Annotated in this window: 14 protein-coding genes; 5 read left to right on the plus strand and 9 right to left on the minus strand. The window is 41.6% G+C overall.

Annotation, left to right across the window (positions count from 1 at the left end):
- Positions 1 to 36 precede the first annotated feature (36 nt).
- The 8 genes from KXD93_RS04435 to KXD93_RS04470 all read right to left on the minus strand — a co-directional run bounded on the left by KXD93_RS04435 (position 37) and on the right by KXD93_RS04470 (position 17,241).
- Entirely contained in the window at positions 37 to 2,409 is a 2,373-nt protein-coding gene (locus KXD93_RS04435; protein WP_258135655.1) for an ABC transporter permease, read from the minus strand.
- A 106-nt stretch (positions 2,410 to 2,515) separates the two neighbouring features.
- Positions 2,516 to 4,939 (minus strand): ABC transporter permease, encoded by a 2,424-nt coding sequence (locus tag KXD93_RS04440; protein ID WP_258135656.1) that lies wholly within the window; start codon positions 4,937 to 4,939, stop codon positions 2,516 to 2,518.
- A gap of 127 nt (positions 4,940 to 5,066) precedes the next feature.
- Complete coding sequence (locus KXD93_RS04445) at positions 5,067 to 7,451, minus strand: ABC transporter permease (protein WP_258135657.1); 2,385 nt, start codon at positions 7,449 to 7,451, stop codon at positions 5,067 to 5,069.
- Positions 7,452 to 7,550: 99 nt separating this feature from the next.
- The gene (locus tag KXD93_RS04450) at positions 7,551 to 9,923 is read right to left on the minus strand and encodes an ABC transporter permease (RefSeq protein ID WP_258135658.1); all 2,373 of its coding nucleotides are present in this window, start codon (positions 9,921 to 9,923) and stop codon (positions 7,551 to 7,553) included.
- 77 nt (positions 9,924 to 10,000) lie between these two features.
- Positions 10,001 to 12,394 carry an ABC transporter permease gene (locus KXD93_RS04455; RefSeq protein WP_258135659.1) on the minus strand — a complete coding sequence of 798 codons (2,394 nt, stop codon included), beginning with the start codon at positions 12,392 to 12,394 and terminating at the stop codon, positions 10,001 to 10,003.
- A 122-nt stretch (positions 12,395 to 12,516) separates the two neighbouring features.
- Entirely contained in the window at positions 12,517 to 14,883 is a 2,367-nt protein-coding gene (locus KXD93_RS04460) for an ABC transporter permease (RefSeq protein ID WP_258135660.1), read from the minus strand.
- Between the two features lie 277 nt (positions 14,884 to 15,160).
- Positions 15,161 to 15,838 (minus strand): ABC transporter ATP-binding protein, encoded by a 678-nt coding sequence (locus KXD93_RS04465; protein WP_258135699.1) that lies wholly within the window; start codon positions 15,836 to 15,838, stop codon positions 15,161 to 15,163.
- 143 nt (positions 15,839 to 15,981) lie between these two features.
- Entirely contained in the window at positions 15,982 to 17,241 is a 1,260-nt protein-coding gene (locus tag KXD93_RS04470; RefSeq protein ID WP_258135661.1) for an efflux RND transporter periplasmic adaptor subunit, read from the minus strand.
- Between the two features lie 509 nt (positions 17,242 to 17,750).
- Between KXD93_RS04470 and KXD93_RS04475 the strand changes: the two genes are divergently transcribed.
- From KXD93_RS04475 to KXD93_RS04485, 4 genes are all read left to right on the plus strand, one after another.
- A complete protein-coding gene (locus KXD93_RS04475; protein ID WP_258135662.1) occupies positions 17,751 to 19,106 on the plus strand; it encodes a sigma-54-dependent transcriptional regulator in 1,356 nt (451 codons plus the stop codon).
- Positions 19,096 to 20,457 (plus strand): sensor histidine kinase, encoded by a 1,362-nt coding sequence (locus KXD93_RS04480; RefSeq protein WP_258135663.1) that lies wholly within the window; start codon positions 19,096 to 19,098, stop codon positions 20,455 to 20,457. Before KXD93_RS04475 ends, KXD93_RS04480 begins: the two co-directional genes overlap by 11 nt.
- 325 nt (positions 20,458 to 20,782) lie before the next feature.
- Positions 20,783 to 20,968: a bacteriocin-like protein gene (locus KXD93_RS30695; RefSeq protein WP_444700097.1), complete on the plus strand. Its 186-nt coding sequence runs from the start codon at positions 20,783 to 20,785 to the stop codon at positions 20,966 to 20,968.
- 214 nt (positions 20,969 to 21,182) lie between these two features.
- Complete coding sequence (locus KXD93_RS04485) at positions 21,183 to 21,722, plus strand: NADPH-dependent FMN reductase (RefSeq protein WP_258135664.1); 540 nt, start codon at positions 21,183 to 21,185, stop codon at positions 21,720 to 21,722.
- Here the strand turns inward: KXD93_RS04485 and KXD93_RS04490 are convergent, their stop codons facing one another.
- On the minus strand, positions 21,723 to 22,421 hold the full coding sequence (locus KXD93_RS04490; RefSeq protein WP_258135665.1) for a hypothetical protein: 699 nt from the start codon (positions 22,419 to 22,421) through the stop codon (positions 21,723 to 21,725). It lies immediately after the preceding gene.
- 161 nt (positions 22,422 to 22,582) lie between these two features.
- Between KXD93_RS04490 and htpG the strand changes: the two genes are divergently transcribed.
- On the plus strand, positions 22,583 to 24,466 hold the full coding sequence (htpG, locus tag KXD93_RS04495) for a molecular chaperone HtpG (RefSeq protein ID WP_258135666.1): 1,884 nt from the start codon (positions 22,583 to 22,585) through the stop codon (positions 24,464 to 24,466).
- Positions 24,467 to 24,562 lie beyond the last annotated feature (96 nt).

Consider the following 24,562-nt stretch of genomic DNA (forward strand, 5'->3'; position numbering starts at 1 on the left):
GTCTCAAGGTTTTTTTAACTAATCTCTAGTCACTGATCACTCCGAACGCAAACTTTTCACCGGGTTTGCTAACGCAGCTTTTATCGCCTGGAAGCTAATCGTAGCCAATGCTATTAAAACAGCGGCCCCACCGGCCAGCGCGAATGTCCACCATTGAATGGTGGCACGGTATACAAATGCCTGCAACCAGTTATTCATGGCATACCAGGCTACCGGTGTTGCTATCGCGATAGCAAGGATGATCAGCGTTAAAAAATCTTTTGACAGCATTGTTGTAATATTTGCAATGCTTGCGCCCAATACTTTACGGATGCCTATTTCCTTAACTTTTACTTGTGCGGTATACGTTGCCAGGCCGAACAGACCAAGGCACGAAATTAGGATCGCAATACCGGCAAATACACTGAATAAAGTACCGCTGCGCTCATCGGACTTATAAAGTTCTTCATAAGTCTGATCCAGAAAAGTATAGGTGAACGGATAATTTGGATTATACCTTTTCCACACAGCCTCCACTGTCTTTAATGCTTTAGGGGCATCTTTCCCCGTTGTTTTAACTAAAAGCTGCCAGGTGTGCGGTCGGTAGTAAAAAATAAAAGGCTCAATTTTTTGTTTGAGAGATGCGAAGTGAAAGTCTTTTAAAACCCCGATTATGACACCATTTGTACCCCATAACTTAAAACGCTTTCCGACAGGGTTTTTTATCCCGGCATCCCTTACCGCAGTTTCATTTAAAATAAAATGTGCCGAATCAGGCTTTATGCCACTAAAACCGGCTCCACCATCTAATTTCAACTTAAAAAATTTAATAAAACCCTCGTCGATAGCCATCGGGTGGATCATGAACGACCTGTCTTTTTCTTTGCCGTCCCAGTCGGTATCACCCGTGGTGCTGCCAAGGCTTATGATGCTGTTATCGCCGGTGGTTACGCCATAAATACCCGATTGGTTCATTAATTCACCTTTTGCAGCTTCATAATGGTTTTCCATATCGTGCATCGGGACCGAAAACACAAACGATTTATCAAAACCCAATTCCTTATTCTGGATATAGGTGAGCTGACGATTGATGATCAGCGTACCGATAATTAGCCCAACGGAAAAAGCAAACTGACATACAACCAATACCTTCCTGAAAACAACATTGCCTACTCCCATCGATAACTTGCCCTTGAGCGCGTTGATCGGTTTAAAAGATGATAACAGCAATGCAGGATAAATACTCGATGCAATCAACGTAAGCCCTACCGTTGCGCCGATAACCTGCCAAACCGTTCCGCTCAACAAATCGAAATGCATATCCTTGCCGGACAGTGTATTATAAAACGGCATAGCAATGGTGATCAGGATAAATGCCAAAATCAGCGATATGCCGAAGAATAATATCGTTTCAACAATAAACTGGCTAAACAGTTGCAACCTGGCTGCACCAATAATTTTACGAACGCTTACTTCTTTTGAGCGAAGCATAGCGCGCGCCGTGCTTAAGTTGATATAATTTATAGCTGCTATCAATAAGATAAGAACAGCAACTATGGCAAATACTCTTACTGTTTGCATTGCGGATGAGCTGCCGTCAGGCGCATACAAGTGGGTTTCAGTTAGCGGTTGCAAAAGATAGTGTCCATCAGATAGTTTTGTTCCTTCCTGGTTTTTAATGTGGATCTGGGTTAACTTATCCGCAACTGTTTTTGTTGAGGTACCGGGTTGTAATTGTAAATAAGTGTCCTGGTAATAGTCACCCCAATCAGCATCCATCGATTTCCAAAAGTCATTTTTGCCATATTGATTCTTTCTAACATTCATAGAAAAAAGAATATTGCACTTGATGCTGGAATTGCTGGGAAAATCGGCTACTACCCCGTTAACAATAAAGTTATCGCTGTTGTCGGCCAACAACGTTTTGCCAATTGGGTTATCATTGCCAAAATACCGTTTGGCGGTGCTTTCTGTTATGATAATGGAGTTATCAGTGGGGAACGGATTTTCGACATTGCCTTTTAATAGCTTATAGTCAAACACTTTAAACAATGATGGATCGGCAAAAAGCATTTTTCCTTGCTCTTCGCTTAAAAGCCGGTTGTTGTACCTGAAAAAGGAATACCTCCAGTTACCTGTTAACCTTACCGCATTCACAACACCCGGAACTTCTTTCAAGGCAAATGTGGCAATCGGGCTTTGCACACCACTCCACACCTGCTTGCTGCTGCCGGTGCCAATCTGGGCATTAACCTTATAGATCTGTGCGGCGTTGGTATTGAATTTATCATAGCTAAGCTCGTCATTCACCCAAAGCAATACCAGTAAACCGACAGTAAGCCCGATGGTGAGCCCTAAAATGTTTATAGCGCTGTAAAACTTACTGCTAAGCAAGTTGCGCCACGCTGTTTTGAAATAGTTTTTAATCATGATATAATGTTCATTGGTTTAGTTGTTCATTAATTCAATTGTTTACTAGTTCATTGGTACCGGCGCAGATTTTACCTGACCTCTAATCTCTTGTCTCTAATCACTATCACTCACTCTTCAAGCTCTTCACCGGGTTTGTGAGCGCGGCTTTGACGGATTGAAAGCTGATGGTAACAAATGCAATTGTAATTGCCCCGCCACCTGCTAAAACCAAAACCCACCATTGTATATTCTGCCGGTAAGCAAATCCCTGCAGCCAGCTATGCATCGCCCAAAACGCCAGCGGCGTAGCGAGTACGATAGCTAACAGCACCAGCATAATAAAATCCTTTGACAACATAGCTACTATGGTAGAAATGTTGGCGCCCAATACCTTCCTGATACCAATTTCCTTGATCCGTTGTTCAGCCGCATAAGCCGCAAGGCCGAACAAACCCAGGCAAGCAATTACAATTGCAAGCGATGTAAACGCTACCGAAATGGTGCCTATTCTTTGCTCCGAACGATAAATTGCGTCGAAGTCCTCGTCCATAAATGAGTAGCTAAATTCCTGGGTTGGTGAGAATGAATTGTATTTGTTTTTTATTTGCTGAATTATTGCCGGAATATTTGTTGATCTAATACGTACGCTTACCGCTCCTCTGTCCTCATTCAATGTAAATATTAAGGGGGTTATATTGTCCTTTAACGATCTGAAATTAAAATTTTTCATTACCCCTACTATGTGATATTTCTTCATGGTCTTAACCAGGTTATCATTCGGCGCATAAAGCGGTTGATCAATAGGGTTCGAAAAATTGAGCATTTTGGCTGCCGCTTCATTAATTACCAGTGCGGCAGTATCAGTTTGCATATCTTTTGAGAAATTCCTTCCAGCTATTATTTTTATTCCCAGGGTCGGTAAATAATCTTCATCAACCGGCCAAATCTGTGCGAGTATTGCCCGCTTTTGATCAATCACCGGATCTTTAAACATAGTTGAGCTGTTACCGTAACCACCGGTTGGCAATGCGCCGGAGAGAGAAGCATTTTGCACACCTGCAAGGCCCTGCACTTCATGTTTAAATGCCTTTGCTGAATTCCCCAACGACCATACGTTGCGTACGATCATCACATGATCGCGATTGTAACCAAGGTCTTTACTTTGGATGTATTTCAACTGGTTGTAAATAACCAGAGTACCGATGATTAGGAAAATGGAAATTGCAAACTGGAAGACAACCAGGAAGTTGCGGAAAACCCCGCCTTTAAAACCTGCAGCAATTTTTCCTTTTAACACCTCAATAGGTTGGAATGCTGAAAGATATAAGGCAGGATATGACCCGGCAAGGCAGCCTATTATAATAATTATTAGCAATAAAGTGGGTAAAAGCCAAGTGATGACCTGACCTGTTATCACCAACTCCTTACCCGACATTTTGTTAAACTCCGGTAAAAACAGCCAAGCGGCAAGCAGGGCTATCAATGTAGCAAATAAAGTTACCAGGATAGATTCGGTTAAAAACTGGGCGATCAAATACTTACGCGGAGAACCTAATACCTTACGAACCCCAACCTCACGTGCCCGGTTTGACGAACGTGCAGTAGACAGGTTCATAAAATTAACACAGGCTATAAGCAAAATAAATAGGGCAACAGCTGAAAAGATATAAACAGTTTTTATATCGCCATTGGCATTTAATTCTGCAACACTGCCAGAGCGCAGGTGTATGTCCTTTAAAGCGATAAGGCTGAATCTAAAATAATTACCACTTTGCTCAAATTTATCAACAGTTAAGTGCACGATGCTTTGTATCTGTGGCCCGGCATGTTTACGCATAAATGCCGGAAGCTTGCTTGCAAACCTTTTAACGTCAACACCCTCTTTAAACAGGATATAAGTATTGAAGTTATTACTTAACCAAACATCTTCCCGGCTTTCGGAAATACTTGGCATCGATATAAAAAAGTCGAAATTGAAATGTGATTGTTTTGGGACATCCTTTATAACGGCAGTTACTTTATAAAGAGACGTATCATTAAATGTTAATGTTTGCCCTACAACATTTATACGGTCGAAATATTTTTTTGCCATCCTTTCGGTTATAACAACCGTATGTGGCTCAGTTAAGGCATTTTGAGTACCGCCGCTTACCGTAGGTAATGTAAATATGCTGAATATAGAATTATCAGCATAAACCATCCTGTCTTCAACTATGTTCTTGTTGTTCTTTTTTACCTGGTTGCCTCCCCTGTCCCTAAAGCGGAATACCTGCTCAATTTCGGGAAAGTCAGCTTTTAATGCAGCGGCTGCAGGAGCCGGACACACAGCAAAAGAGTTTTCTGCACCACCAAATTTAATCTCAGTATTTACTCTGTAAATTCTGTCGGCTTTTGTGTTAAATCGGTCAAAACTTAGTTCATCAAACACATAAAATACAATAAGCAGGCAGGTGGCCAGACCCAAAGCAAGGCCAAACACATTAATAAATGTGAAACCCTTGTTTTTCATCAGGCCGCGGAATGCGGTTTTAATATAGTTTTTTATCATGGTGATTTGTTTTAGGCCAACCAACGGTTAACACCCGTGGATAAGACGACTTGTTAACTCATTAGGTTGCACCGGTTTTACGTTAATTTGTTAGTTATACTAACTACAATTAACTCACCGCCTACCCCTATTCGCTTCTTAAACTTTTTACCGGATTTGCCAGCGCCGCCCTGATGGCCTGGAAGGCTACGGTACTGATCGCGATCATCATTGCCAGTATACCTGCAACTGCAAATACCCACCACGCGATGTTTATCTTATAGGCAAAATCCTTCAGCCAGCTGTGCATCCCCAGCCATGCCAGCGGGAACGCAATTATAGCGGCAATACCCACGAGCCATAAAAACTCCTTTGAGAGCATGTTTACGATTCCCGGAACAGTTGCGCCCAATACCTTCCTGATCCCAATTTCGCGGGTGCGCTGTAATGTACTGTATGACGCCAGGCCTAATAAGCCAAGACAAGAGATCATGATAGCCAGTACAGCGAAATACATAAACAGCTTACCAAACCTGTCTTCGGTAGCGTATTGTTTGTTAAAATTTTGATCGAGAAAATAATAGCTAAATGGTCGCTGCGGAATCAGCACCTTCCATTTAGACTCAACTGCTTTTAAAGTGTTCGGAATATCTCCGCCCTTTATTTTTAATGTAAACACACCCAGGTTATGCGGGTTTATCCGGAGATTTAGCGGCTTTACATTCTGTTGCAGCGATTCAAAGTGAAAATCCTGAACAACTCCGATAATGGTGCCTTTTCGCCCCCATTGATTAAACGTTTTACCTACTGCATCCTTTGCAGAAGTGTAACCCAGGTTTTTAACAGTGGTCTCGTTTACTACAAATGATTTAGTTGAGTCCGTTGCAAAATCTCTTGAAAATGCTCTGCCGGCAACTATTTTCATGCCGTATTGCGGGATGAAATCGAAGTCGACATCATACAAATTCATATTAACTGGCACCAGGCTACCATTGCGACTTTCCACTTCCGAATAAGCAACGCTATTTCCGTTGCCCGGAGTTGTCCCCGATCCGGACGCAGAGAGCACTCCCGGAACCTGTGTAAACTCATGCTTTAAACTTTCACTCATTGCCTGCACAGTTGAGTCTCCACTGAAATCAAGCACCAGCATTTGATCCGTCCTAAACCCAAGCGATTGGTTACGCATAAAGTTGAGTTGATTGTATACAATGATGGTACCTACAATCAATACTATCGAAATAGTGAATTGAACTACAACCAGCCCCTTCCTTAAAAAGATGCCTTTTACCGACGAAGTAAATCGTCCTTTAAGTATAGTGGTTATTTTAAAGTTGGTAAGTACCAGCGCCGGATAGATACCTGCCAAAAAACCAATGGCGACAGCTATGGCAAACAGGATGAAAATGTAGCCATGTTCGATGATATTATGGCTGATGATCTTGCCTGCCAGTTGATTAAATAACGGCAATAACAACATACTCAGCAACACCGAAACAATAAACGCGATCATCGAAATAATTATCGATTCGCCTAAAAACTGGGTGGTAAGCTGGTTTTTACCTGCTCCGATAACTTTACGAATCCCAACTTCCTTTGCCCTTTCTGTTGAACGGGCGGTGGTAAGGTTCACAAAGTTGATACAGGCAATCAGTAAAATAAATATGGCTACTATCGAGAAGACGTAAACATTCCGCAAGTTGCCATTTACAGGCGCTCCGCGGAAGGTGTCCATATAAACATCCTTTAGTGGTTCAATAAATAGCTCATAGTTATAACCTTTCCTGCGCTTGTCTTCGCTGATATGCTTTTTCAAAAAATCAGGAAGCTTGGCTTGCAGCTTTAAGCCATCATATCCTTCGGGAAGTAAAATATAAGTAGCGTTGCTAAAATTACCCCATTCATTCATATCAATCAGCTTCATTTTCTCCATTGTTGAAGAAGAGATCAGCATGTCGAAGTTAAAATGCGAGTTCAGCGGAACGTCCTGCATTACACCGGTAATTGTAACCAGTTGTTTGCCGTTCAGCTTTAATGTTTTGCCAACTATATCCGTACCGCCGAAATATTTTTTGGCCGATGCTTCAGTAAGTACTACACTGAACGGATCTTTAAGCGCAGTTGCCGGATTTCCATGGATAAAGGGAAACGTAAAGATCTTCAGCAACGATGGATCGGTAAATGCCAGGTTATTTTCCTGGAATTTGTGGTTATTGCTTTCCACCAAAAAGCCGGCGCCAAAAACGCGGGCATTTGCTTTTACCTCGGGAAAATCAGCCTGCAATGTTGGGCCCATCGGCGGTGATGCGCTGCTCCAGTGAAGCACCTCGTTAGGCGTTTTAATATCGGTATTCAGCCTGTGGATCTGGCTGAAATTCTGGTTAAACTTATCATAGCTTAACTCAAATCGTACATACATAAAAATCAGGAAGCAAGCTGTCATCCCCACCGCGAGCCCCACAATGTTTATAAGCGAGAAACTTTTATGCCTCCAAAGGTTCCTAAATGCAATTTTAAAATAGTTCTTTATCATGGTTAGTTCATTAGTTCAATTGTTTATTAGTTCATTGGTCTCAGCCTGATGACATATCGCGTAGCTTTATTTTTATTCCAAGGGATCTCTAGTCTCTAATCACTCGGAACGCAGACTCTTCACAGGGTTTGCCAACGCGGCTTTAACCGATTGAAAGCTAATCGTGGCTATTGCTATTATTACGGCAGCTAAGCCGGCAATGGCGAACACCCACCAGTTGATAGCAATCCGGTATTGATAAGTTTTCAGCCAGTTCGTCATAGCCCAATAAGCTGTTGGAAAGGCTACCAGGCAGGATAATATTACCAGCTGTAAGAATTCCATTGAAAGCAGGCTTGCCAATCCAGGTACGCTTGCACCTAGCACCTTTCGGATGCCGATCTCTTTGGTTCGTCTTTCGGCAGTATAAGCAGCCAGGCCAAACAACCCAAGGCATGATATCACAATTGCCAGCGCGGCAAATACGCGCGATAACTTGCTTACCAGCATTTCTGACTGGAACATCCGGTTAAACTGATCGTCAACAAAGCGATAATCGAATGGATAGGCTGGGTTATATTTCTTTAAAACATTCTGGATACTTGCAAGCGATTTTTCATAGGCATCTGATGATTTCAGACGTACATACATTACCGTAGAATTTTGCGGTGTCGAGCTCCAGAACATCACCGGATCCGGGTGACCATACATATTGCCATAAACATAATCGTTTACTACGCCAACCACAGTGGCGCTTACGGTATCATTTTCACCGTGCATCTTCTTACCTATTGCACTTCCCTTACCCATTAATTTTGCGAGCGAAGCAGTAATTACCGTGCGAAGCGGCTTAGCGGTATCACCAATCGTTAGGCTGCGCCCCTCAATTACTTTAAGTCCCGATGTTTCAAAAAAATCGGGGCTCACGTAACGTTGTGAGATCAGCACCTGTGATCCTGCAGGTTTGCCATCCCATGTAAGTCCTGAGGTGTTGTTTCCCCCGTAAATAATGGCGTGATCAGCAACCGCGACGTTAGAAACATAACCCGTCCCTAACAGTTCATGCTGGATCGGGTTGAAATTTTTAGCCATATCGCCCTGCAAATCCATTTCCAACAGGTTATTTTTATTAAAACCGAGTTGCCTGTCCTTCACATGCTGAATTTGCTGATAGACAATTATCGTACTGATAATTAACACGATAGATGCAGTAAATTGAAGCACCACCAATCCTTTGCGAACATAAGCAGCACCGCTGTCTTTCATCTTAATTCCCTTTAACACGGATACCGGGTTAAAGGATGACAGATACAACGACGGATAACTACCTGCAATTAAGCCGCAAGCAACTGTAATTAATAACAAGCCCAAAAGATGATAAGGATTTCCAAGACCGAGTGTAAGCTGTTTTTGTACCAGCAGGTTAAATGCAGGCAGAATTAAAGTAACTATTATTATAGCTACGATTGTTGAAACAAACGCCATAAACAGCGCCTCACCAATAAATTGAAAGATCAGCAGTTTTTTACCTGCGCCGAGTACTTTGCGCACCCCGACTTCGCGGGCGCGTTTTTCGCTGCGGGCGGTGGCAAGGTTCATGAAATTTATACAGGCAATGAATAATATAATCCAGGCAATCAGGGTGAACATGTGTACATTTTCAATCTGGCCGCCCCCGGTCATTTTGCCATCTTTAAAATCGTCGTACAAATGCCAATCCTTCATTCCGAAAAGGAAGGCATGGCCAAGAGAACGCGGCGATCTTTGTTGAATATAATTAAACAGTTGCTTATTAACAGTCTGCGGATCAACTCCCGGCTTTAACTCAACATAAGTATTGGTCGATTGGTTACCCCATTCCTTTAACCACGGACTTTGATCATAATAGATCTTGTATGGCATAAACCATTCACCGGCAACCGAAGTATTGGTCGGAAAATCCTTTATAACACCGGTAACAATATAATCCTGCTTGTTATCAACCTTGATACTTTTACCAAGCACCAGTTTTTCATTGCCGAAAAACTTCTTTGCTGCAGATTCTGTGATAACCACTGATCGCAATTGCCTAAATGCAGACGCTGCGTTGCCCTGCACAAACGGCATGGTGAACATGCTGAATATGGACGGATCGGCATATCGCCCTGCTGCAAAAATAGATTTATCGCCGCGTGAAAATAACAAGGTAGTATTCCCCTCGGTGGCACGGGCTGTATTAGCTATACCGGGCAGTTCGGCCTTCATTGTTGGCCCCATCAGCCCGGGCGTCGAACTTTCAGTAAATACATAGGTGTCGTATTTTTGGTTTTCCTCGACGATATAAAGCCTGTCCTTTTTCAGGTTTACCGAGTCGAAGCCAACTTCATCCTCCACCCACAAAAAAATAAGCGATGCACAGGCTATACCTATTGCCAATCCGCCTATATTTAAAAAGCTATAGCCCCGGTTCTTGTTCAGGCTTCGCCACATGGTTTTTATGTAATTCCGTATCATCTGCCAGTTTATTGGTTCATTTGTTCACTAGTTCATTGGTGCCGTTTTTTAACTAATCTCTAGTCTCTGATCCCTAATCACTCGGAACGCAGGCTCTCCACCGGGTTTGCAATTCCCGCCCTTATCGCATGATAGCTTACAGTTGCAACCGCAGTAATAATTGCCACGAAGCCTGCTGCGGCAAACATCCACCAGGAAATATTTATCCGGTATGCAAAACCCTGCAGCCAGTTGTGCATTGCCCACCAGGCGATTGGTGAGGCTATAATTATCGCCAGCACCACCAGCTTTAAAAAATCGACAGATAACAGGGTATTGATGGATGCCAGGCTTGCGCCCAAGACCTTACGTACGCCAATTTCTTTAGTGCGTTGCTCGATGGTAAATGCGGCAAGTCCGAATAAGCCCAGCGTAGCCAGTATAATGGTTATATACGTAAATACGCTAAAAATAGAAGCCAGGCGGTCTTCGGCTTTATATTGTGCATTAAACGCATCATCCATAAACGTGTAATTGAATGGTGCATCCTGGTCGTATTTTTTATAGATGCCCTGCATTTTATTAAGCAGTGACGGCAAATTGGTATGCGGTTTTATCCTGGCGAACAAATTACAACCATGCTTGCCCCAGGCCGGTGTTTTATCAGCGGCAATAAAAAGACCTAATGGATCTATTTCTGAACTCATCGAACTGAAGTTAAAGTCCTTCAAAACCCCAATAACTTTTATCTTTTGATCACCTGATTGAAGATAAGTTCCAACCGGATTTAGCGGCAAATGAAGTTTCTCAATAGCTCGCTCGTTTATTACAACATTGTCACCTGAGCTGGTCAGCTCGCCGGCTAGCGGAGTGATCTTCCATTTCAAATTCAATATACTTATAAAACTCCTGTCAACAGACAAAGCATCAAGCATCGTCTCCTGGCCCTTAACCTTTCCATTGATTGAATAAGTATCGTAACCTCCGAACATACCATAGTGTGAGGTAGCTGTACTTTCTATTCCCGCCAGTTCCTGGATGTCTTTTTTAAACGCCGGGTAATTAGTACCGAAGCTATTCCCCACCGGGATCATGACCACATTTTCGCGGTTAACACCAGTGTCTGCATGACGGAAAAAATATAGCTGGCGGTCGATAACAATTCCGCAAATAATAAGCGCGACTGAGATGGTGAACTGTAGCGTAGTAAAAATCTTACGTACAGTAACGCCGCCTGCTTTTTTGCTCATCTTTCCCTTAAGTGTAACGACAGGGTTAAATGATGAAAGCACCAGCGATGGGTAACTACCAGCAACTACAACAGTTATCACCAGTAAAACGCCCAATAAAATTAAAACCTGCGGACTGTACAAAAACGAATTATCTATTTTTAACTGCAATACATTTAAAAACCACGGTTTAAATGAGTAGCATAACAAGTAGCCGATCACGAAGGATAATACAGCAAACAGTGCTGATTCAATATAAAACTGGGTGGCTAATGTTTTTCGGCTCGCACCTGATACTTTGCGCACGCCAACTTCTTTAGCTCTTAACGTCGCTCTTGCTGTAGAAAGGCTCATATAGTTTACCAAAGCAAGCAGTAAGATTAATATTGCTACTAAAGGAAAAATCTTCAGGTATTTAGTATTTGATGAATCGCCGAAATTGCTTTTAAGATGAGTATCGATGATTGAGAAAAGCGAATAGTGCACATTTTCGAATGCGCCTTCCTTTTTCGCCATCAAATCAAGGTTGTGCCTCAACGATGAACTGTCTGCAGCGTGATTTAACAACAGGTAGACGCCGAAATTGCCAAAGCTGATATCCTTTGAACCCACATAGTTTGAAGCCTCCTTCATTTTTAGCAGGCTCAAATTGGAGGATACAAAGTTGAACGCAATAGACGAATTTGATGGAGCATTTTCTGCCACTCCAGTAACCAAATAAGTAAAGGCGCTGTCGGTTTTCAAAGTGATGGCTTTGCCGATTGGATTTTCATTTCCAAAATACTTGGTAGCCATATCCCGCGATAATACCACTGTAAACGGTTTATCAAGCACGTTATCGGCGCTGCCTGATAATAGCTTAAATGAAAAGAACTTAAAGAAATTTGCATCAGCAAAAAGCAGATTCTTTTCTGAAAACTTTTTGTCAGGCGATTCAGCGGTGCTGGCAATTACCGGTTTAAAATACGCCATAGTGCGCATATAATCCTTTACAGCCGGTTGTTTTTGTTTGATAATGGAACCAGCTTCATAGCTCATAAAATCCGCGTTCATGGTGTTACCGCCAAACTTAAAAGAAGCATGCGGGTTAAAGATGCGGTCAGCATTGGTATGAAAGCGATCGTAGCTGGTTTCATGAGCCACGTACATCATGATCATCATGCAAACAGCAAGTCCGACAGCTAAGCCGGAGATGTTGATTACACTAAACAGCTTCTGTTTAACCAGGTTGCGCCATGCAATTTTTATGTAGTTGAATATCATTTTATTTAGTCATTAGTCATTGTGTCATTCGCTGCGCTGTCATTGTTGCCTTTAGTTCATGGTCGATAGTTTACGGCCAATAGCCGAAGTATTATTGACTGTAAACTGCTGCTGCCAACTGCCTACTCACTTCTAAGGCTTTTCACTGGGTTCGCCAGTGCCGCCTTAACTGCCTGGAAGCCCACTGTTAGGATGGTTATCAATATGATTGATGTACATGCAATAATGAAAATACCCGGCCCTATATTAATGCGGTAGGCAAAACTGCTTAGCCATTTGCTCATGAAATACCATGAAATTGGGAATGCGATCAGCACTGCCACGAATACAAGCTTCAAGAAGTCTTTTGTAAGCATTACCGTTATACTGTTTACTGATGCACCGACAACCTTACGGATCCCGATTTCTTTTTGCCTCCTTTGTGCTGTGAATGCCACCAGCCCAAATAAGCCGAGGCATGAAATAAGAATGGCCAGGGCTGAGAAATATTCTGAGAGTAGCGATACCCGCACTTCTGTTTCGTATTGCTGCTGGTATGATTCGTTTAAAAAGTTATAGGTGAATGGGAAACCTGGGTTGAAGGATTCGTACAATTTCTTGATTTGTGCTATGGTTTCATTTTGGTGACCATTCTTTAGCCTGATCACCATTTTATAATGCGGATCGGTGCCGATTGCGAGGGTCATGAATGATGGTTTTACAACTTCATGCATCGATTCGAAATGAAAATCCTTTACCACACCGATAATTTGCAGGCTCCTATTTCCCATCCTAACGATCTTTCCCACCGGATTTTTTAAATGCATGGCGCTTATGGCTACTTCGTTAAGGATGATCTTGTTACTGTCAGCACCATAGTTTTTTGAAAACGGCCTGCCTGCCACCATATGCATGCCCATGGTTTCGACGAAATTATATCCTCCAAAAAAACCTTCGAAATAGATCGATCGATCAGCCTGTACATTGCCATCCCAGCTTAAACCACCGGTAGCAAAATTATGGCCAACAAGATTATGCTGGGTGAAGCTGGCATTCACAACACCTGGAATATTCCGCAATTCGGAGGCAAAGTTATCTTCGTTCCCTGAAAGCCTGCCGTCGGAATCGATTCTTAATATATTGTCCTTATTATAGCCAATAGGGCTGGATTGAATATATTGGATCTGACGGTAAACAACCAGCACAGCAACAATCAGCATAGCCGAAAGCGTGAATTGGAAAACAACTAATCCCTTGCGGGCTACAAGTTCTGAAAACGAAGTTTGAAGCTTTCCCTTTAAAATAGCCAAAGGATTAAACTTTGAAAGATACAATGCCGGGTAACTTCCGGAAACCAACCCGGTAAATAACATAATGCAGGTGAGCGTAATGATAAGGGTGCTGTCGAATTTTAACGCTATATCCTTGCCGGTGAGCTGGTTAAATTGCGGTAACAGAAGCCACGCGACTCCTACGGCAAGTATAGTGGTAAACAAAGCCATCAACAATGATTCAGATAGAAACTGGATGATCAACTGGCTACGATCGGCGCCCACTACTTTTTTAATACCGACTTCCTTCATCCTGCCTGAAGCTTTGGCGGTTGAGAGGTTCATGAAATTGATACAGGCTATAACGAGTATAAATATAGCCACAAGCGAAAACAACTTTACATATTCGCCCCTGCCACCTACTCTTGAGCCGTGGTCAAATGAACTGTGGAGGTAACTTTCAGAAAACTTTGATACCAGGACTGTCCGTGTGGTATCGCCGCTGTTTTTAGTGATTAAAGAAGCGATGTTATGATTGAAGGCATCAATATCGGTGCCTGGTTTTAACAAAATATAATTATGAGGGCCGCTTGCACTCCATGATTTCACCCAGCTTTGCGAATCAGCCAGGTAATCAAAAGAAAGGACGAAATCAAATTGTTGAGATGAATGTGAAGGTTTTGCGAAGATCCCGGACACAAAAAAATCTTTGTCATGACCTATCTTGATGGCTTTTCCAACAACATTCTCCGTGGTGTTGAATAACTTCTTAGCCAGCTCATCCGAAATAACGATGGAATTTTTAGCAACCAGCGTATTATTGCGGTCGCCTTTGATCATTTTAAAGGAAAATACATTAAAATAATCCTTGCCGGCATACTGACCGGAGGCCTTAATGTTTTTATCGGATGCGGTTAGGGTAAATTTCTGCCACCATCCTGCCGGGGCAACCGGCGATGCGTATTCAACTTCAGGCTGCTGAAGCAAAAGCGCTTGACTGATCAGGCCCGATGATTCATCAGATAAGGCATCGAAATCCGCGCTTTTGCGGTGTTCAATTACCTGGTACAGGCGATTGTCGTTGGCGAAGAACTTATCATAACTCTGTTCGTCATGTACCCAAAGGTAAATTAACAAGGTACAGGCTATCCCGGCAGAAAGCCCGATGACGTTTAAAAAAGTGAATTGCCTGTCTTTTTTCAGGTTACGAAATGCAATTTTTATATAATTCCTAAACATAATCTACGTGTTAAATTGATCAGATTTATTTGTAGTATTGATGCCGTATTTTTGAATTATTTAATTCATTTTTAAGCACTTATATTTATATCCGGATGCAGAATCCGGGCAACACTCAAGCTACCCCTCCTTTTCGGAGGGGATAGCAGAGGCACTTTATTAACTTATATAAACTTTCTTTTTCGGTAGTTCAATTGGTTCAGTGGTTTTTGGAGTTAAACAGCTCTTAGGGCGAACTATCAAACCACTAACCATGAACTATAGGCTATGAACTGCCTTATATCATAATATTTTCCATCACGCTCTGACCATCCAGTAAGCGGATAATGCGGTGGCTGTAACGGGCATCATGCTCGGAGTGTGTTACCATGATGATGGTTGTGCCTTGTTCGTTAAGGTCTGTTAACAACTCCATAACGTCGTTACCGTTGCTTGAGTCCAGGTTACCAGTGGGCTCATCCGCAAGAATCAATTTTGGCTTGTTAACAACTGCACGGGCAATAGCCACACGTTGTTGCTGACCACCTGATAGTTGCTGTGGATAGTGGTTACGACGGTGCATGATCTGCATTTTGTCGAGCACCTCTTCTACCCTTTTTACACGCTCAGACGATGGAACGCCGGTATAGATCAACGGAAGCTCAACGTTTTCAAACACTGTTAATTCGTCGATAAGGTTAAAGCTCTGGAATACGAAGCCGATGTTGTGCTTGCGCAGGTCAGCTCTTTTGCGCTCGGTAAAATGTGCTACTTCGATACCGTTGAATACGTAGCTGCCTTCATCCGGATCATCCAGCATACCCAGGATATTCAGCAAAGTTGATTTGCCGCATCCGGACGGCCCCATGATGGCAACAAACTCGCCGGTTTTAATTTCGATTGAGAGTTTGTTCAAAGCGATTGTCTCGACTTCTTCAGTACGATAAAACTTCTCCAGGTCGGTGATTTTTATCATAGTGCTCTCACTTACTTCAGTCTTGTTCATATAAGTTTAAATTTGATTTTATGTAGCTTAAATTAATTAATTGCCTCTGTTGTGTTATTTATTTTTCATTTTTTTCCTAACCTCTAATCTCCGGTCTCTAGTCTCTACCTCCGTCACTTCTTGAGTATCAACTCTTGTATGTCTCCATACGTTTCGTAGCTTGACGTGATTACCTTATCGCCTGGTTGCAGGCCTGATGTCAATTCAAAATAATCGGGACTCTGGCGATTGATCTGTATGTCAACCTTGTATGCCTTTTTACCGTCTGCGCTTACTTTAAAGATCCAGTTACCGCCTGTTTGCTGGAAAAAGCCCCCTCTCGGTAATAACAGCGCCGTTGTCTGCTCACTTAAGTTAAGGTATACCTGCAAGGTTTGTCCTTTTCTGATACCTGTGGGCGTTTCACCGATAAATGCCATGTCAACATTAAACTGCCCGGTTCCTGCTATTACACTCGAAAACACTTTCTTAATAACCAGGTTATATGTTTTACCCGCAAAATCAAAGTGCCCTTTTAAGCCAGTGAAAATACGTGATAAGTAATGTTCTTCAATTCCCACTCTTACCTTAAAACCTGATAAGACGTCAAGTTGTCCCAAATGTTCCCCTTTATTTTTATTTTGTCCTATTTCCGCATCAAAGTTGGTTAATTGGCCATCCCTGGGCGATCTAACTGTAAGGAGGTTCACTTTTTCACGCAACAGGTTAAGCGTATTTTTCATTTGAACATATTGTTCCCTGGTTTGGCTTTCCTGCTGCTTAACCATTACGGTATCCTGTTCCAATATTTTCTGAGCCAGCCTTTTCCTGCTTAATTGATAATTATACTGATTTACGGCTGTTTGGTATTCCTGTGAACCGATAGCCTTCTTAGCGTACAGGTCTTTATCGAGCTTGTAAATTCTTTCTGCCTCTTTAAATGCTACATCAACATCAGCCATGCTGTTCAATTTGTTAATAGTAGCTGACTGTACCTGGGTGTGTGAGATCTGCATCTGAGTCTGATTAGCGTAAACTGCAGTTTCTTCATTAGCAAGGTTAAGCTCCAGATCGGTATTGGCTAATTTCAGGATCGGGTCGCCTTTTTTAAGGATGGCGCCGTCTTCAACATATTTCTCTTCAACACGCCCGCCGTCTGTTGCATCAAGGTAAATAGTAGTAAGCGGCATTACCACGCCATTTACCGGGATAAACTCCTGGAACGGGCCTTTCTTAACTTCGCTTATAGTTATGCGTTCTGTATCAACATCGAGCTTGCTTTTGCCCGATGTAAAATAAATGCTTCCTCCAATTAATAATACAATGCCTGTTATGCCGGCAATAGTTAGTATCCGTTTGGTATTCCAGGTCTTTTTTTCAATTACTCTGTCCACTGTAAATTATTTTATATTTTGTTATTAGTTACAAAAAGATATGCCACAAATTAAACAACTGTTTTTCAGCTAATTAAAGCCAATATCCTAATTTGATGCGTACGCTTCTGTTACAGCAAGTGTACGGTTATGATACAATGATTTTTATGTGTTCATTGGTTCACTGGTTCATTAGTTTATTGGTGCAATTGCCTTTTTTATTAGCAGGTTAATTGGTTTACAGGTTATTAGTATTAATAAACCATAACAGCTAATATTTTGGCGTACAGATTTATATCTAACTAATCCTTTAGCACAAAAATTGATATCAAACAACATATCGCCGGGCTATAGGGTTAGTAAGCACTTAATTTGATATTTAAATTGATAACACTTGCACAATAAATGATAAATATAGTATTATTGGTAAATTCATCGGTATCTGTTTTTATTAGTTTATGATACAACATAAAATAACAGACCAGCCACCAATGAACTAATGAACCAGTGAACTACTGAACTTATAAAGAATGATACTAAAAAAAGCTACCGTTTTAATTGTTGACGACGATCCTGATGTGCTTACGGCCGTTAAGCTGTTGCTTAAAACTGAGGCTCAGGAAATCATAACCGAAAAGAATCCGGAAAATCTAAACTGGTTGCTGCAGCGTAACCAGGTTGATCTTGTTTTGCTTGACATGAACTTTAACAGCGCTATCAATACCGGCAACGAAGGTTTATACTGGCTGCGCAAGATCAAGGAGTGGAAGCCGGCTGTTTGTGTGATCATGATAACTGCCTACGGCGACATAGACCTTGCGGTACGGTCATTGAAGGAAGGTGCGAATGATTTTATTGTGAAGCCATGGCATAACGAAAAGCTGATCGATACCATAAAAGATCTTCTTGATAAAAAGGAAGGCGTTAAAACAGTGAAGGCAAGCGGTAAAAGCTCAACTGGTGATACCTCAATACTTGGCGAATCGGAAGTGATGCAGGACATTTTTCATAAGGTGAATAAAATTGCCCCTACCGACGCCAATATTTTGCTTTTGGGTGAGAACGGAACCGGTAAGGACCTGATGGCGAAGGCGATTCACGAAAGATCGTTACGTGCCGATAAACCCTTTATTAAAGTGGATGTTGGTGCGCTTACCGATACTTTGTTTGAGAGCGAGCTGTTTGGGCATAAAAAAGGAGCTTATACTGATGCCCGCGAAGACCGATCGGGTCGGTTTGAAGATGCCCAGGGTGGTACTTTGTTTCTGGATGAAATTGGAAACATCTCATTACAGCAGCAAGCCAAGCTATTAACCGTGTTGCAAAACAGGCAGGTTACCCGCTTGGGGACAAACAAGGCCGTTGATATTGATATCCGTTTGATCTGTGCTACCAACCTTCCTTTATCTGAACTGGCAAATGAAAGCCGCTTCCGTAAGGATTTGATCTACCGTATCAACACGGTGGAAATAAATATGCCGCCGCTGCGCAAGCGTAATGATGATATCGTAATTATCGCCCGCCATTTTGCGAAACTTTATGCCAGCAAATATTTAAAGCCATCGGTTGATTTTGATACTGCGGCTGTTCAGAAATTAAAATCCTACAATTATCCCGGTAATGTTCGGGAGCTGCAATATACCATCGAGCGGGCCGTGATTATGGCTGACGATCATATCCTGCGACCTGACGACCTGATATTTTCAATTCTTGAAACTCCCGGTGAAACAATAATTGATGATGATAATATCCAGTTAAGCACCCTGGAAAAAAATGCCATCTTAAGGGTTATCGAGAAACATAATGGCAACATTACCAGGGCAGCTAAAGAATTGGGATTAACCCGTACGGCCCTTTACCGCAGATTGAGCAAATATGATATTTAACCGTTACGAATGGCGGCTGGTGCTGCGTGTTATTTTAATGTTCATCACCTTATGTGTTTCATCGTATTTGGTGACACAAGGCCCGCCGTTGTTTTTGGTGATAACGCTTCCGCTTTGCGGCTACCAGGTGCTCGACCTGATCCGTTTCCAGAAAAAAGCACAGGATGAAGTAAGCCAATTTGTTGAATCCATTCACTATCGCGATTTTTCAAGGCATTTTGATGTCCGCAAGGCACCCAATGAGTTAAAGCCGTTGCGTAAAGGATTTAACGAGATCAATACCACATTTAAGCTGATCAGTCGCGAAAGGGAAACGCAATATCAGTACTTACAAAAAATCCTTGAACTGGTTGACACTGGGATTTTATCTTATGAACTGGAAACAGGCGAAACCGGCTGGATCAATGAATCATTTAAAAAGCTGATCGGTGTCCCCTATCTGAAAACCATTCATTCGCTTGAAAAACGCGAGGAAGTACTTTACAATGAGCTAATGAAGCTTAAGCCCGGTGATAGCAAGATCTTAACGGTTACCCGTAACCAACAATTGGTGAAAATATTAGTGAGCGCCAGCGCTATGCGGAGCGAGGAAAAAGTTTATAAACTGATAGCCTTTCAAAACGTTAGCGAAGCGCTGGATGAAACTGAATCAAAGGCATGGCAAAAGCTTTTGAACGTAATGACGCATGAGATCATGAACTCGGTTGCGCCGATATCGTCCCTGGCCGATACATTAAAGAACCGCCTGCAAAGCCCTGAGATAGCAAATAGCCCGGTTAGCAGCCAGCTGGAAGATTTAGAGTTAGGCATCGATACCATTAAGCGCCGCAGCGAGGGTTTACTTAAGTTTACCGAAAGCTATCGAAGCTTAAATAAGATTACCAAACTTGATTTGACAAAGATCCTGGTGCGCAATATGTTTGAGGCTTTAAGTCAGCTGATGCGCCCTACATTGGAGAAGAAACACATTGAGCTGGAAATCATATTGCGCGACCCTACCCTTGCCATCGAGGCCGACTTAAACCTGATTGAGCAGGTGTTGATCAACCTGATCGTTAACGCTATTGAGGCGGTAAAAGATCGCGAAGAACCGCGCCTTACACTATCCGCCGAGATCCAAAGTAATAACCGTACGCTGGTAAAAGTATCTGATAATGGCTTAGGCATGCCGCCGGAATTACTTGATAAGATCTTTATCCCATTCTTCAGTACACGTAAAACAGGCAGTGGTATCGGTTTGAGCCTTTGTAAGCAGATTATGCTTTTACACAAAGGAAACATCCAGGTGCAGTCTACAGATGGCTTGGGATCGACGTTTATATTGCAGTTTAGCGCGGCGGGTAGCAACTAGTTCTGAAATTACCAGTCAATAATTAAATTTGATTTAGTGAAAAATTATTCCGACCTTGTTTTGACTATGTTTCCCTAAGCATAACGACCTAAACCTTTATTTGTTCGCAAGATTTCCGTTTGTATTTTATTTAATCTTGATTAGCTATGTAAAGTGTTTGGTATTCCAAATTATAACGTAGGCACAAAAATCAAGGAGGTATAGATAAAACCAAACGACCTAAATCGCGACCGAAAACATTGTTGAATGTTTCCGTTTGGGAGATTCCTGCCAAAGTGGATGATCTGAATTGAGAAATTAAAAACAATTAAACGTAACTAACATCATGGAAAATTTAAAAAAACTCAGCCGTGCAGAAATGAGAAATATAGCTGGTGGCACTTTTGGCTGCCTACCGCAATGTACAAACTTATGTAATGTTGATAGTGACTGTACTACTGGTGATAAAACTTGTGCTACAGTAGGGTGTCCTGGAAACCCTGGATGTACAATGAAAATATGCCTCCAATAGGTCACAAGGCTTCTAAACGTACAATATCTAACCCGTTTGTTTACGATATGGGTTAGATATTGTGCAAAAGGGAATAGTTCATTTGATTATTGTAGTTAATATATTTCAAGAGCTTGCGATACCGGCACGCTATAAGTCAATAGAACCACATAATTGATGTGTTTTAATTTGCATTTTAATTTTAAGAGGTAGTATTGTGAAAACAATTCTCTAAATGCTCCCATCACCAAAAAAAAGAATCTTTGCTATTTCCGGCAGTCTTCGCCCCGGCTCGTCAAACCATAATATTCTGCGTTATTTAGGAGCGACTGTGTCGGCTGATGTCGATTATTTCGTATACGATAGCCTGGCCCAGATCCCGCCGTTTGATCCTGGAAATGATAATGAAAACCCGCCACAGGCTGTTTCTGAACTTCGCAGCTTGATTTCAAATGCTGACGCCATTATCATATGTACGCCGGAATATGCCTTTGGCGTACCGGGCCAGCTTAAAAACGCTTTGGACTGGACGGTTTCGAGCGGATCGTTTTCGGGTAAGTCAACAGCCCTGATTACCGCTTCAACCGGTGGTGAGAACGGGCATGCAGCTTTAATTAAAATATTAGGCGCAATTGATGCTGATTTACAGAAAGATGCTACTTTGTTGATCCCTTTTATCAGGTCGAAAATGGATGATAAAGGGAATATTTCGGATGAGGAAACGGCAGAAAAAATAAAACATATTTTTGAAGGCCTTTTAAAGAGCCTGGCTTAATCATTTAGAAAGCCTTGACTTTATTTTTTCCATTTGTTTAGTTGAAATAGTTCCGTCTTTGTTGATGATGCTTTTAAAAACGTTTGAATCCACAACGATGCTCCTTTCTGTTGAATCTTTATAACGAATCTCGGTTATTCTATAAGATGTTATCACATTTTTGTTTAGAATAGAATAGCTTTTTAAATTGTAAATGAGATTTAAATTATCTCGGTGCTCAGGAAGGATATTTTCTTCATCCAGGTTAAGTTCACTTACTGGTTTGTAATTTTCGTCCAACAGTATCAAACTTAAAGATTCGTAGTCATTTCCTTCGACTTGGAGTATTATCGGTTGAAAATTACCTATCTTATTTTGTTTTGAAACAAACCACGCGTACATTATGTCTTTTGCATATTTGACCCCATAATCTTTCGGTAAAAATGGAGCTAAAAAATAACCTCTTTGATTTGCGGAAAGTGGTTTATATCTCTGTTTTTGCGACGAATCTGCATACATAACGCTGTCAATACCTCCACCTTTTGCTGTTGCCCTCAAAAAAGAGACTTGATTTGTATTGGCTATGTTTTTATAATTGAAATTTTCGTCAGACAAAAAGGAGGTATCCACCACAATTTTGTCGCTTTCCTTAATTTGATGTTTGTTTGAGCAACCAAAAGCCAGTAATAAAATAAAAATGCTGAATGCAGTAGTTTTCATTTGTCGGAACTTAAAGGCGAACTAAATGTAAGATTAAAATTATTAAAGCAATAAACTATATATGTTACCCCTCTGCCAATTTGTCAACTAAACAACGTTTGGAACAGGCATTGATGTGCAAGGTTATCACTAAAACATTAATTTTCTAAACAGATAATATTATGCAAGAAAAAGGCACGATTTCGATCCATACCGAAAACATTTTCCCGATCATCAAGAAGTTTTTATACTCCGATACCGAGATATTTTTAAGGGAACTGGTATCCAATGCCATTGATGCTACCCAAAAAATAAAGCGCCTGGCTTCATTAGGTCAGTATAACGGGGAACTTGGCGACCTGCGCGTTGAAGTTGCCTTCGACGAAAAAGCAAAAACCATCACCATATCTGATAATGGCCTGGGGATGACCGCCGAAGAAATAAAAAAATACATTAACCAGATCGCATTCTCCGGCGCCACCGAGTTTATGGAGAAGTTTAAAGAAGCTAAAGATGCCAACGAAATAATCGGACGTTTTGGCTTAGGTTTTTATTCTGCGTTCATGGTTGCTGATAAAGTTGAAATTGAATCTTTATCTTACCAGGATGGTGCAGAACCGGCTCATTGGACCTGCGACGGCAGCACCGAGTTTGAATTGAGCGAAGGCAGCCTTGCTGAAAGAGGTACTGAAATAACCCTGCATATCAATAAGGAATCTGAAGAGTTTTTAAGCAAACACCGTATACAACAGATCCTTGATAAATATTGTAAATTTTTACCTGTTCCCATTAAGTTTGGTACAAACACACAGGAAGAGGAAGACGGTGTTGATGAAGAAGGAAAAACAAAATACAAATCGGTTGAAACTGATAACATCATCAACGATACCAACCCGATCTGGACAAAAGCGCCATCTGAATTAAAGGATGAGGATTATCTCGACTTTTACAAGCAGCTTTATCCGTTCTCGGAAGATCCGTTGTTCTGGATCCACTTGAATGTAGATTATCCTTTCAACTTAACCGGCGTACTTTATTTCCCTAAGCTTAAGAACGATTTCGAGATCCAGAAAAATAAGATCAAATTATTCTCGCGCCAGGTATTTATCACCGACGAGGTAAAGGATATCGTTCCTGAGTTTTTAATGCTGCTGCACGGTGTTATCGATTCACCGGATATTCCGTTGAATGTTTCCCGCAGCTTTTTGCAGGCGGATGGAAACGTTAAAAAGATCAACAGCTATATCACCAAAAAGGTAGCTGATAAATTGTCAGAGCTATTTAAAGCGGATCGTAAAGCTTATGAAGAAAAATGGACCGACATCGGCCTGTTTGTAAAGTACGGGATGGTGAGCGAAGACAAGTTTTATGATAAAGGAAAAGACTTCGTTTTATTAACTAACACTAAAAAGGAAAACTTTACCTTATCTGAATACAAGGACAAAGTTGAACCGGAGCAAACAGACAAGGATGGCCAGCTTACTTACATATATACCAATGATCCTGATAAACAGGATGCGTTCATCCAGTCGGCTAACAAAAAAGGTTACGACATTTTATTAATGAACTCCCCTATCGATAATCACTTTATTGGTCATTTGGAGCAAAAACTGGAGAAAACATCATTTAAACGCGTTGATGCAGATGTTGCCGATAAACTGATCAAGAAGGAAGACGCACCTGAAACCGTGCTGACCGAAGAACAGATAACCAAAGTGAAGGGCATCTTTGATAAGGCTATTAACAAGCCAGCTTATAAAGTTGAACTGGAAAGCCTGAACCCTGATGAATTGCCGGTAACGGTAACCATGGATGAGTTTATGCGCCGCATGAAGGAAATGGCAGCTATGGGTGGCGGTATGGGTTTTTATGGCAGCATGCCCGATAACTACAAGGTAATTGTAAACGGCAACCATAAACTGATCAGCCGGATCCTGCAGGAAGAAAATGAAGAAGTACAATCAGCGCTTTCAAAACAAGCTTTTGATTTGGCCTTGTTATCCCAGGGTTTATTAACAGGTGCTGAACTTACAGAATTTGTGAACCGCAGCGTTAACCTGATATAAAACAACAATTTAATGAATAAGAAAGCCGCTTTAAATGAGCGGCTTTCTTGTTCTCAATAAAATTTTATGTCGTATATTAGATTAACTTATTAATCG

Origin of the sequence: Mucilaginibacter phenanthrenivorans, from assembly GCF_024721155.1 — a bacterium.
GTDB classification, from domain to species: Bacteria; Bacteroidota; Bacteroidia; order Sphingobacteriales; family Sphingobacteriaceae; genus Mucilaginibacter; species Mucilaginibacter phenanthrenivorans.